General features: G+C 68.2%; 8 protein-coding genes. 6 read left to right on the top strand and 2 right to left on the bottom strand.

Annotation, left to right across the window (positions count from 1 at the left end; translation table 11 throughout):
* Positions 1–8 precede the first annotated feature (8 nt).
* Positions 9–2,147 carry a hypothetical protein gene (locus IPZ69_RS01680; protein WP_235451804.1) on the bottom strand — a complete coding sequence of 713 codons (2,139 nt, stop codon included), beginning with the start codon at positions 2,145–2,147 and terminating at the stop codon, positions 9–11.
* Positions 2,148–2,525: 378 nt separating this feature from the next.
* Here IPZ69_RS01680 and IPZ69_RS01675 point away from each other — a divergent pair, with 378 nt between their 5' ends.
* The 6 genes from IPZ69_RS01675 (at position 2,526) to IPZ69_RS01650 (ending at position 11,762) form a co-directional block, all read left to right on the top strand.
* On the top strand, positions 2,526–2,975 hold the full coding sequence (locus tag IPZ69_RS01675) for a hypothetical protein (protein ID WP_235451803.1): 450 nt from the start codon (positions 2,526–2,528) through the stop codon (positions 2,973–2,975).
* Between the two features lie 200 nt (positions 2,976–3,175).
* A complete protein-coding gene (locus IPZ69_RS01670; protein ID WP_235451802.1) occupies positions 3,176–3,727 on the top strand; it encodes a hypothetical protein in 552 nt (183 codons plus the stop codon).
* A 320-nt stretch (positions 3,728–4,047) separates the two neighbouring features.
* The gene (locus IPZ69_RS01665; RefSeq protein WP_235451801.1) at positions 4,048–6,507 is read left to right on the top strand and encodes an AAA family ATPase; all 2,460 of its coding nucleotides are present in this window, start codon (positions 4,048–4,050) and stop codon (positions 6,505–6,507) included.
* A complete protein-coding gene (locus IPZ69_RS01660; RefSeq protein ID WP_235451800.1) occupies positions 6,507–6,875 on the top strand; it encodes a hypothetical protein in 369 nt (122 codons plus the stop codon). The genes IPZ69_RS01665 and IPZ69_RS01660 overlap by 1 nt, the downstream gene beginning before the upstream one ends.
* Positions 6,876–6,976: 101 nt before the next feature.
* Complete coding sequence (locus IPZ69_RS01655) at positions 6,977–10,363, top strand: HelD family protein (protein WP_235451799.1); 3,387 nt, start codon at positions 6,977–6,979, stop codon at positions 10,361–10,363.
* Between the two features lie 142 nt (positions 10,364–10,505).
* The gene (locus IPZ69_RS01650; RefSeq protein WP_235451798.1) at positions 10,506–11,762 is read left to right on the top strand and encodes a hypothetical protein; all 1,257 of its coding nucleotides are present in this window, start codon (positions 10,506–10,508) and stop codon (positions 11,760–11,762) included.
* A gap of 309 nt (positions 11,763–12,071) precedes the next feature.
* Here IPZ69_RS01650 and IPZ69_RS01645 read toward each other — a convergent pair whose 3' ends face one another.
* Positions 12,072–12,533 (bottom strand): hypothetical protein, encoded by a 462-nt coding sequence (locus IPZ69_RS01645; RefSeq protein ID WP_235451864.1) that lies wholly within the window; start codon positions 12,531–12,533, stop codon positions 12,072–12,074.
* Between the last annotated feature and the right edge of the window lie 51 nt (positions 12,534–12,584).

Here is a 12,584-nt window from a genome sequence, read left to right as displayed (position 1 = left end):
CGTCTCCTTCAGTCGTCGGTTCCGGGGAGGTTCTGGAGCGTGAGCGTGCCGTCGGCGATGCCGGCGGCGGTGAGGCGGGCCAGGTCGTCGAGAGCGGCGGACTGCTCCCGCAGCAGGTGCGCGCGGGCCTCGATCTCCGCGAGCACGGCGTCGAAGCGCTCGGCCTCGCGCCTGCTCAGGTCGGGGATGAGGAGGTCCTCGATGCCTCGCGAGGCCCGCACCGCGCCGCTGGTGCGCGCGTACTCGGCTGCGGCCGCCCGCAGCAGTGCCGCGAGCACCCGTGGCAGCACCGGCGGGTCGGCGTCGGGGTGGACGCGGAGGATGCGTGCCGGGGCTGACACCAGAGACAGGCCCGCTTCGTCGACGTAGGCGCCGAAGCGGGGGCTCGTGGTGACGACGATGTCGCCCGGCTCGGTGAACAGGGCGTGTTCGTAGCCGGTGAGGAGCACTCCGCGGTCGATGCGGCGGCCGCCTGGGCGTGTGATGCCGAGGACCTCGTCGGGCGTGAGCACCGTGTAATGACCGTCTGTCGTAAAGTGCTCGTCGGCGAAACGGTGCCCGGGGCGTCGGCGCAGGCGCCGATCGTCGAGGAGCCGGCGGACGGTGGTGCGCCGCACCAGCTGGTCGTCGGGGCGCAGCACGGCTTGAGTACTCAGTGCCGAGCGCAGGTCGGCGCGCTGCCGGGCCTGCTCGTGCAGCTCCGTCAGGCGCTGCTCCAGGGCGCTGATGCGGACTGGACGCTCGATGACGCCCCGGGTGTGGCGGGCCATGGGCGTGCGGTGCTGGGTGGTGAAGGCGGCGCCTGGCCGGTCGTCGAGGTCCTTCGCGGGGACGATCACCGCGTGGCGGGGATCGTGGCGGCGGTCGCCGCGCCAGGGGGCGGCACGCCAGATGGCGATGTCCTCGGCGAGCACGTCAAGGACCGTGTCGGTGAGCGGCTGCGCGGAGTAGTCGGCGAGCAGGACCAGGCCCGTACGGTGTTCCGCCGAGGTGCGGGCCAGTACCCAGAGGGCGGTGCGGTAGCCGGGGCGGTAGGGCAACGCGCCGTCGGGGAGGCTCACTGCGGCCTTAAGTAGACCGTTCCGGAGGAAGGACCGGCGCAGGCGGTCGGCCTCGCTGTGCCGGGGGAACGCGCGGACGAGCACGTCGGCGGGGCCCAGGACGACGGCTGTTGAGCCTTCGTCGAGGTAGTCGGTGAGTGCCTGTACCTGTCCCAGGACGACCTGTGGGCTGCGATTCTCCCCCGGTTCGTAGGGGAGGACAGAGACCAGCAAATGGGGGTATCCCCAGTCGTCGGCGGGCAGGTCCTCCCCCTCGGTGACGCCGAGGTCGAACTCGTTCACTCCTCGGACGAGCATCCGGCGGCGGACCAGGCGGGCCTGCACCGGGTCGGGGTCGGCGGCGAGGTAGGTGTGGCCGGAGTCCTCGGCGGCCCGGGCGTGCAGGGCAGCGAGCAGGTCGCCGGAGCGTGCGTGCAGGGTGGCGACGACGGAGCCTTCGTCGAGGGTGTCGACGCCGGACAGGGCCGCGAGGGCGCGTACCACGGCTGGGGTGGGCTCGTCGGCGGCCAGGTCGTGGGAGCCGAGGCGGCGGCGGGCCTCCAGGACCCAGTCGAAAGCCTCGGCGGGGGTGTAGGCGGCCTCGGTCAGCTCGTCGACGAGATCGGCCAGGGCCTGGCCGGTGTGCTCCGGGTCCGGCACGGCACGCAGTTCGGCCGACAGAAACGTGTCCTCGGGGTCGAGGTCGGCGGCTTGGGCGAGAACCTCGTCCCAGCTCCGGCCCAAGAGGGGAGCGTCGAGCTGCCGACGCAGGCAGATCAGAGCGGTCAGTGCCCCCACGAGGACGGGGGCGGGCAGGGCGGGGGTGCGCCAGGCGACCAGGGTGTGCAGCGCCAGTTCGGCCCGCAGGTGACGAGGGTCGGCGTTGCCGCGGCCCGTCTTCGTCAGCCAATCGACAACTTCGCGGGCGTCGAACAGCTGGCGTCCGTCTTCGCGGGAGACGGGCGCTGGGAAGTCCGCGTGCCTGCGGCTCCAGGTAGTGGGGACGGGCCGCTGCACGTGCGCGAGGGCGGCGATTTCGGCGTATGTGATCCGCCATGCCGGCATCTCGGGCAGGATGTGGGATCCCGCTTCGAGCGCAGCGCTCATCGTCTCCACCACCCTTCCCGTACGGGCCTTGTCCTGTCGTCTCCGGAAGGAGATCCCTGAGCCGAAGCAGGTGGCAGAACCTTACTGCGGACGGACCGTGCTGCGACCAAGATGCTTGATAACCAGGGTTATCACCTTCATTCACTCACCCTGGCATCCACGAACGTCACCTTGGCCTCCGTTGACACACGACCCGCGTTGGGCTGCCCACGCAACAACCCGGAGGTCCCTGAGATGACTGGCACTCCCTCGATTCCGCCCGCCGCCCAGCCCGACGGGGCCGACCCGGCCACCAGCTGGGCCGCCATGTCGCCCCCGGTGCCGCCGCAACCGCCGGTCCAGAGGTTGTCCCGCCGAAAGGCCTGGCTCACTCACGGTGTGACGGCCTTCGTCGCGCTGATCTTCGGTGCCGCAATCGGCGGGAACGGAGAGTCGAGCAGTGCAACGGACTCCGCGCGGCCCGCACCCGCCGTCACCAAGACCGCCGGTGCCGCTGCGCCAAAGCCAGCCGTGACTGTCACCAAGGCGGCCAAGGAGACAGTCACCGCCAAGCCGAAGCCGACCAAGAAGCCCGGACCGCCCGACACCATCGAGGGCGACGGCCAGTACTTGGTCGGCGAAGACATCCAGGCCGGCACCTACAAGACGGCCGGACCCGAAAACGACAATTTCGGCCTCGGCTGCTACTGGGCCCGGACCAAGAACGCCTCCGGCGAAATGGGGGCGATCATCGCCAACGACAACATCACCGGCCAGTCGCGCGTAACGGTAAATAAGGGCGAGTACTTCGAGGCCAAGGGCTGTCTGAAGTGGGAGAGGGTCGGCTGACGCCACCCCTTGCGGTTCTCCCCTCACCAGGGCGGGCAGGGCTGTCGCGCTCACGGCGGCCTGCCCCCGCCCTGTTCCGAGTCCTGAAAGGAAGCACAGCGATGTCCGAATCTGAACCGCCTGCTCACGGCCCCGCCCCGGCCCCGGGTCCCGAACCCGTCGTACCGAACACCGCCCCGGCGCCAGCCCCGGTCCCGTCCGTGCCCACGTTCACGCCGGAGGAAGACCGTTCCCCTGCCGGAGCCTTGAGCCCTTCCCGCTGGGCGCGACTGCACCGGGGCACCGTCCTGGCCCTCGGCGTCGGCGCAGGAGCCGCAGCGATGGCGGCGTGTTGGCTGACCGTGTCTCTCATCGGCGGAGACACGGTAGGGGCGAAGGGTGGCAGTCCTTCGAAAACCGCCACGGCCGAGGAAACGAAGCCACCGGAACTGTTCGATACCGATGGCACGATCACGCTCACCGATGTCGGCGCGGGCCTCGACGACGGGGAGCCTTGCTCCGGCACCGGCGGCTACTCCGACATCGACCTCGGCACCCAGGTCAACGTCACCGATGCGGCGGGAACCCTGGTCGCCACCAGCTCCCTCGGTCTCGGGGAGAAGACTGAGGAGGGCTGCGCCTTTGCGTTCACGGTCGATGAGATCACCCCGGGCTCGAAGTTCTACACCGTCGAGGTGTCCCATCGCGGCGGTCTCACTCAGACCGAGGCCGAACTGCGCGCCGGCGGACTCGAATTCACGCTCGGCGACTGACAAAGGGGCGGCAGGAACAGCGCGATAGGCACGCGTCCAAGCGCCGCCTGTTCCGGCCTCTGTACCCAGACCGTCTCTGGGCACGGAGCCGCCGCCGGAACGACCAGGCCTGCGGGATCGAGCGCGAGCGCGCGGATTAACAACTCCCCTTTTCGCAGCAGAAGTTGATAACCCTAGTTATCAACTTCTACATGATGCACAACACCTGGTTCTCCCTATCGTTCCCGGTGTCGGATGCGACGCAGGAGTCACACCCTCCACGGTCGCAGCCGGTGTCCCGCCCTTCCTCCGCATCAGCACCGGACCCCGGGAGACACCCCATGACCGTGACGGAACAGCCCGAACAGAACGCGCTCCACCTCACCCGCCCCACCCAGCCGGCCCAGGTCGAGCAGCCCGTCCCCGTGGCCGAGCTGGTGCAGACCCGCCTGGCAGGGGCAGACCTCACCGAGGCCGTGAAGGTGATCCTCAAGGAGGCTCTGGGCGACGGCGAGACCCCGCAGGCCGCCCAGGCCGGCCGGATCTACCTCGAGTCCGTCGCCGTCACTCGGTTCCGCGGCATCGGCCCCCGTGCCTGGCTGAAGCTCAGCCCCCGGCCCGGCGTGAACCTCGTCGTCGGCCGTAACGGCTCCGGCAAGTCCAGCATCGCTGAGAGCATCGAAACGGCCTTCACCGGCACCAACCTGCGGTGGCACGGAAAGGACGCGACGCGCAGCCGCAACTGGCGCAACCTCCACGACACCAGCAAGCCGGAGATCGAGGTGAAGCTCGCAATCGAGGGTGACACCGGTCGCAGCACACTCACCCGGACGTGGAACGGCGAGGACTTCAATGACTCCGAGGCTGAACTCAAGCGGCCCGGGCACGGTCGTGTGGCCCTCGACCAGGCGGACTGGAGGCAGGCCCTGACGGACTACCGGCCCTTCCTGTCGTACGTCGACCTGGACCGCATGATCAGTGGCAAGCCGTCCGAGATGTACGACGCCATCGCCACCATCCTCGGCCTGGGGCAGCTCAACACTGCCGACAGTCGGCTCCGCGAGGAGGCCAAGGCGCTCGAGGACGCGGCGAAGGTGGCGAAGGCGGAGCTGCCGAGCCTCAAGGAGGGCTTGTACGAGCTCCAGGACGACGAGCGCGCGGTAGAGGCACTCGTGGCCATCGACTCAAAGGGAGCTCCCGACTTCGCGACCCTTGAAGCACTGGTCAGTGGTCTGCCCAACGCCGACGAGGGCCTGCTCGCCGAGCTGCGCGCCGAGGCCGACGTAAAGGGACCCGACATGGCACGGGTCGGCGCGGCTGTGGACCGGCTGCGCAAGGCCCTCGCCGACGTCGAGGACCTGCGCGGTACTGGCGCCGAAGACGCTCTGCAGCGTGCGGAACTCCTCGAGCGGGCGGTGGCACACAACGACCGCCACCCCGACGAGGCTTCATGTCCGGTGTGCCGGACCGACGGGATGCTGGACGCTACGTGGGCCACGGACGCCACCGCCCAGATCGCCGCACTGCGGCAGGAGGCGACGGCCGCCTCGGACGCGCGCAGCGAACTCCGGTCCGCCGCTCGGGCTGTACAGGACCTCGTCCACACGCCTGGGCGGATCCCCGTCGCCTTGACCGATCCCTGGGGCGCTTGGACCGCCTGCCGCAACATCAGCGATCCCGCCGAACTCGCCCGGCGTGCGCACGAATCCGCCGCGCCCCTGGCCGATGCCTGCGCCGCGGTCAAGGAGAGGGCTGGCAGGGAGCTGGAGAAGCGGGACGAACGCTGGCGCAGGCTCGTCACCCGCCTGGCGGGCTGGGCGGAAAAGGCTCGGACCGTAGAGGCGAACAGGGGTCGGCTGCGTGACCTCAAGAAGGCGAGCACTTGGATCAAGGCCCTGGCCGCCGAGCTGCGGGAGCAGCGCATGGAGGGCTTCGCCGACCAGTCGCAGCGGATCTGGGAAAAGCTCCGCCAGGAGAGCAACATCGACCTCAAGGCCGTGAGCCTGAAGGGCAGCGAGAAGGCCACCGTCCGCAAGCTCGTCATGGACGTCTCCGTCGACGGTCAGGAGGCCTCGGCGCTCAGCGTCATGAGCCAGGGCGAGCAGCACTCCCTCGCGCTGTCCCTGTTCCTGCCCCGGGCCGCCACCGCCGACAGCCCGTTCGGCTTCGTCATCATCGACGACCCCGTGCAGTCCATGGACCCGGCCAAGGTTCACGGACTCGCCCAGGTCCTGTCCGAACTCGGCAAGCACCGACAAGTCGTCGTGTTCACCCACGACACCCGGCTCCAGCGGGCTTTCGCCAGCCAGGAACTGCCGGTGACCGTGTTCGAGGTCGACCGGGGTACGTCGTCGAGGGTGACGGTCAAGCCCGTGACCGATCCGGTCGCGCAGGCGCTCGCCGACGCCATGGCCATCGTCAGCACCCCAGGCCTTCCGTCGGCGGCGCTGACCCACGTGCTGCCCAGCCTGTGCCGTATCGCCCTGGAAAACGCCCTTCTCGACGCTGCCTGGATCCGGCACCACCGCTCCGGCGGTTCCGAGCACGCACTGCAGGCTGCCGTCAGCGACGCCGACAAGTTCAGGAAGATCGCGGCGCTGGCCCTGTTCGGCGACATCGTGCGGACCGCCGACGTCGACCAGGAGCTGCGCACCCGCTACGGAGCGCAGGCGGCGTACCTCATCAAGCAGTGCCAGATGGGTGCCCATTCCGGAGGCGCACAGATCGCTGACGCGCGCCGATTTGTGAAGGACATCGAGGTCCTGGCGCAGAAGGTGCGCAAGCCGGAGGTGACCGCGTGATGACCGGTCCTGCCACCTCCGTCGAAGACCTCCTGCTGACGGCCGACCGGCTCCTCGCCGGCAACCTCGGCGCCACGGCCTCCGGCCGTCACCGCGGAGCGGCTCTGGCACTGCGGACCGCCCTGGAGATCGCGGTCGGCCAGATACTGGACGCTGCGGTGCCGGGGCTGTCCAGGACAACGGGGCGGGCCCGGATGCTCTGCCTGCGCTGCTACACCGCGGCGGAGACCGCCCGCCGGGCCAAGGCCGTCTGGTCTCACCTGTGTCTGGGGTGCCACTACCACCAGTACGAGATCGGCCCCACGCAGGACCAGGTCCTCGCCTGGCGGACGGAGGTCGGCGAGCTGGTCCGAGAATTGGGTCCCTGACTGGGTGTCATCAACCGATCTCTGATAGTTCTTTCGCCGGGGTACGGGCGCAGGCCCGTAGCGGCGCCCTTCGTTCGGGGCGTCGCGAGGGAGGGATGCGTATGAGCACCAACACACGTGACGAGATCATCGCCGTCGAGCAGAAGGCGGTGGACCACGCGTATGACTGCTATGCCGCGCGACTGGCTGAACTTACCGGGGGTTCGGTCGCCTCGGCCTCCGCCAGCGGCAAGGACAGCGTCGCCAACCGGATCGAAGCTGAAGAGCGGGCGGCGTCGTACGGCAGTCTCGGCAACGAATCCCTGGTCATCAGCCGTGTCGACGTACAGGACGAGCCCGACCCCTGGTACGTGGGACGACGTGGCGTCAGCGATCCCGCGACTGGCGACCGTGTGGTCCTGCTGTGGACGAGCCCGATGGCCAAGAAGTGGTTCGAAGTCCGGCCTGACGCCCCGGGCGAGGTTCTCCTGCGGAGGCAGTTGCGCTGCGCCCAGCGTGTCGTCGAGGACTACTTCGACGAGATCGCCCCCGCAGCCACCGTTCCGCAACCGCGGCCGGCGGCGGACGACGCAGAACCGGAAACGATGCCTGCGGTCCCCGCCACCGGCATCCAGAAGGGGGGAGTACCACGCCCGCCCATTTCCAGCCCCGTCCTCACCCCCGCCGACGTCGCACGCATCCAGCGCCAGAAGCCACTGCAGCCCGACGAGTTCCTGCTGCGCGAGCTCCAGCGCTCGCGCAGCGGCAACATGCGGGACATCGTCGAGACCATCCGCCGCGACCAGATGGATCTGGTCACCGGCTCGCCCTCCGACATCCTCGTCGTGCAGGGTGGCCCGGGCACCGGCAAGTCCGCGGTCGGTCTGCACCGCGTGACCTGGCTGGTCAACAACGAGCACTTCAAGGCCCAGGACATCCTCGTCATCGGCCCTCACCAGCGTTTCCTCGACTATGTCGGGCAGGTCCTGCCCACCCTCGGCACCCGAAACGTCAACGCCGTGCAGGTGACCCGCCTGTGGGACGGCGAGATCCTCGGTACTGACACACCCCAGGGGCGGGTCGTCAAGTCCGACGAACGCATGGCTGCCGTCCTGCGTCGGCGCGTTGAGCACGAGTGCCGCCCCGAGGCAATCGACGAGTTCACCACCACCCCCACTTACAAGGACGCCAAACCAGAGCTCACCGTCACTGCTGGCAGCACCACCCTGCGCATCCCGCGCTCGGAGGTCCTCGCCCTCTTGGAGGAAGTACGCGACGGCGACGGCTCCTTTCGTGAGCGACGCGACCGCTTCCGTAGCCTGCTCGTCGACCGCCTGCTACAGGAACTCATTGCAGTCGCCCCACGCCGCAGCCGCGGCGACACGATCCGCCGCGACCTGGAACGCAACCGCCAAGTGGAGCGCCTGATCGAACGCGTCTGGCAGTCGCCGGGTGCCAGGGAGACTCTGCGGACCCTCTACGACTCCCATGACCTCTTGCGCACCTGCGCCGACGGCATCCTCGACGCCGAGGAGGAGGCAGCCCTGCACCGCCCCAGGGCCGACAAGGCCGACGCCGACTCCTGGACCCTCGACGACCACGTCTGCCTCGAAGAACTGCGGTACCTCATCACCGGGGAGACCCCGCAACGGTACGGGCACATCGTCGTCGACGAAGCCCAGGACCTGACACCCATGCAGGCCCGCTCCCTGCGCCGACGCTCCGGGGTGAACGGCTCCATGACCGTTCTCGGCGACCTCGCCCAGGCCACAGGTCCCCACACCTACACCGACTGGGACCGCCTCGGCACCCTCCTTTCCGACCACGGCGACTGGCGCGTCGCAGAACTGAACACCAGCTACCGCGTACCCGCAGAAATCATGGACTTCGTCGCGCCACTGGCCCGCGCGGTTGCCCCCGCACTGCCCTACCCGCAGGCCGTGCGCGAATCCGGCGAGGACGCTGTCCGGACGTTGGCCACCGAGCCGTGGAAGCTACTCGACGACACTGTCGCCGAAGCCACCCGTCTCCTCGGCACCAGCGACGGGCACACGCTGCGCTCCGTCGCCGTCATCGTCCCCGACGACTCCGGCTGGCTCGACGAAATCAGCCGCCACCTGGATCAGGCCATCGGCATCACCAACCAACGGCGTGGGGCCGTGTCCGTCCTGGCCGCCGCCCAGGCCAAGGGCATGGAATACGACCACGTCCTCGTCATCGAACCCACCACCATCGCCACCCGCGGCCCTGCCGGCCTGCGCCAGCTCTATGTGGCCCTCACTCGTAGCACCCAGAGCCTGACGGTCTTCCACACCTCACCGCTCCCGGAGGCTCTCACGAACACCGACGGCACCACCGAGCCAGCACCCACCGAAGTCAGACCGGGCATGACAGACGATGACGTCCCCGAAATCGGTACCACCATCCGTGTCCGAGTGCTCGGCCGGACGCCCGGCGGTCGCTACAGGGTCAAAGCCCTGGCTCCCGCGGTTGACATTTCTTTGATTCTGACCGTCCGCCACGGCTCCGTTCCCCCTCATCCCGGCGCGGAACTGGACTGCTGGGTGTTCGCCCACGAGAAGAACCACTGTCTGCTCACCGCAGATCAGCGCGGGCGCCAGCCCATCTCGCCCACAATGGCCGAACGCTACGTGGCGGCGCTCGACGTTCTCGACGAGCTGACCAACGGAGACAGTACTGTTCCGGAGAACGCCCGCGAACGTCTCTCTGAGCTCAAGGGCATGGCCAACCGCGTCCTTCGCCGCGACCAGGCGGACTGGGTGGACGTGCGGCGTGTGCTCGGATCCCCGGACAAGCACCGCCTGAGCCTCCTACGTGACCTCGCGGCGAACACCAACCGCGCGCTCAAGGACAACAACCTGGACGTAAACCGACTCCGGGAGGAATTGGCACGCGCGGGCTGGATCCAGTCTCTGGCCGAGGCCCGGGAGGCGCTCCATCTCCGCCTGGCTTCCTCGGACGAACCGGAAACCGAGACTGCACCCGCTTCCACCGTCCAGCAGCCCGAGCAGAAGAAAGCCGATCCCATGACGCCCGTCACAGACATTCCCGCCACGCCGTCAACGCCCGCACAGAGTCTTCTGCACACCCTGGAGACTGCTGCGGCCGCCGACCGCACCTGCAAGAAGCACGAAGCGGTGCGCCACGCGCTGATGTCGGCCTTGCTCTGGGTGGACCTGCAACCAACCGAGTCTCCGGTCATCGATGTCAGCCGCATCGCTGAGGACGGCCACTTCCTCTACGAGGTTCTCGGAGCCGGTCGCTCCACCTACGCCGACCTCCGCTTGGGAGCCACCCGCCTCCTGGAGATCAATCACACCCTGCCCGCTCCTGCCGACCGCCTCCACCTGGTGCTGTCCGAGCCGCCCGCCGAGGATTGGTCGGCCGACACCTTGCATGGCGTCTTCGGCGTCCATGTCCTCTGGCGCACCCCCGACAGTTGGGGCGGCCTGAACGCGGATATCGCCCTGGGCTCGGGTCAGCCGTAGCACATCCCGGGAGAAGGAAAATTTCCCACCCGGAGGGGGCCTCGACTTTCCACGTTTTCGTTGATCGTCGTATGGGTGAAGGGGGCCTGGCCGCGCGGAGCTGGGCAGCAGAGAAGCATCGGATGACGATTAGGAATGACACATGCGGGACGCTGTCGCAATCACCCTGGTTGCTCTAGCAACTGCGGGTTGTGCCGTGTTGGCAACACTACTGATCCTCCGTCGGCGTCGGCTCAACATCGTCACGGCACCCGCGAACGAGAACCTTCAATCAAAGGCGCCCTCGGGCATGACCGGCATGATGTCGCCACCATCGCCCGTACCTGTCGTTGACTCCCAGGTTTTGGTCGTGCCAGGAACCAGCGACGATGAGGTGTACGTGTTCGGCGCGCCCGAGAATCTGGACTTGTTCGGCACAACGGTAGTCCAGACGCCAATGCAGCTCGGATCATGGGCCACTCAGATCAAGGCTGCCGTGGACGGCGTACAGACGTACCAGCAGATGGTCGGACGCCTCATGCTGGTCGACCCGGAGATGGCGGCCGCTATTCGCGCGGGCAGTGCGGCGAAGGACAAGGCGGGAGAGGTCCTCGCCCTCGTTCGAGGCAACAAGGGCAGGTTCCAGCATGTTGCGCGCCTCAAGGGGGTAGGTGGGCTCGCCGCAGCAGCGTCGATGACGAACGCTCTTTCCGCGATGGCGCTCCAGGCTCAGCTCGATCGGATCGAGAAACAGCTCACGACCATTTCCGAACAGGTGGGAAGCGTCCAGCGAAAACAGCTCCGCGAGTGGCATGCGGAAGCTCGCGCCACGCAACTCCAACTCGCGGAGGTCTACCAAACCGCGAGGAGCGCCGGGACCCTCTCGGAGACGAACTGGCGACAGATCGAGTCGAGCGGGATTCTGCTCCAGACACACCAGCTCCACGACATCGAACAACTCCGCGATGCAATCACGACGCTTGAGGACGTCGCGCGCGATCAAACTCTACGAGGTCGTGAACGGAGACTGACCAGCGCTATTGAAGGGATCCTCGCCGCCCGCGCAGCGCTTGAGGACTCGTCGCGGTCCTGGGCCCAGTTCTCCGCCCTGCGACTGTGGCGGATGACCATTGTTGACGATCCCACGCTCGAGCCGTACCGGGAGAAGCTGGCGGCGGATATCGCCCAGCAGGCCGCAACCCTCGACCCGCTCATCGCGCAGGCTGATGCCGCAGTCCGCCAGGTCGCAGACTTCCGATGGTGGCATCGTGTGCGGAATCCGATCGCTGCTCGACGACTGCCCGCGAAAGTCGAGGCTGCGCTGTCCGAGGTGAGCGAAATCGACTGGACACCACTCCGTCTGGAGCAATCACGCCGGAGGCTCGACCCTCCGAGGGAGGGCGGGAACCTGTCAAAGTGATCAAGGCAGGTGATCGTGTCTGCCCACCCGCCCAGGTCAGCCCACGAGCGGGAAGCCGCACCCTCCAACAGGCGTGGGCCACCGCCAGCAACAACGCCGGCGCGTGAGACCACAGACCTGTCAGAACATCGAAAGTCGAGGAGGAAGGGACGGCACCTGAATCTCGTCGAAACGACCGCGATGGAGGACAGCGGTCGCCTCGTCAGCATGTTCAGTCTCAGTGCTCTCGGCGTCGCCTGAAAGGTTCGGCCGCCGCCGGCAGGTGCCCAGCTCGCGGCCGCGAGGACGGCATATCAAGTTGCGGGCTGCTCAGGATCGGCGGTCGATTCGCCGGGCGGCCGCCTCGGTGACCTCCTCTGGGGTGTAGGCGCGCAGCAGGACATCCAGCGAGCGGTCCAGCCTTGCCCGGCGATCGGACCAGTCCCGGGCAAGGGCCTGTGCGACGGCCGCACTCAGGAAGTCCTCCGGAGTCTTGCCGGCCACGACGGCCTGTCCACAGACCCGTTCCCACACCTCGTCGGCCATGGGGATGCTCATGAGGTATTTGCCGTCGGGCCCAGGGAACATGCTGCACAGCACATCGATAGGCAGTGCGTGCTGTAGCCGCCGCCAGATCTTCTTCATGGCCCGGGGTTCGTTCTGCGCTGACACAAGCACGGCGAGGCGTTTGCGGTCTCCGGAGGCCGCCAAGGGCAGACGGCCCTCCTGCCGCGCGGTTCTCAGCTCGACGGTCCCGACCGCACGGGTCAGGGTGATCTCAACGGCATACATGGTCACTTGAGCACTCTCCTACTGTGGAGAAGATCCACTTCGATACGACAA

Origin of the sequence: Streptomyces olivochromogenes, assembly GCF_021538895.1 — a bacterium.
GTDB lineage: Bacteria > Actinomycetota > Actinomycetes > Streptomycetales > Streptomycetaceae > Streptomyces > Streptomyces olivochromogenes_A.
This window is presented reverse-complemented; position numbering and strand designations above follow the sequence as displayed.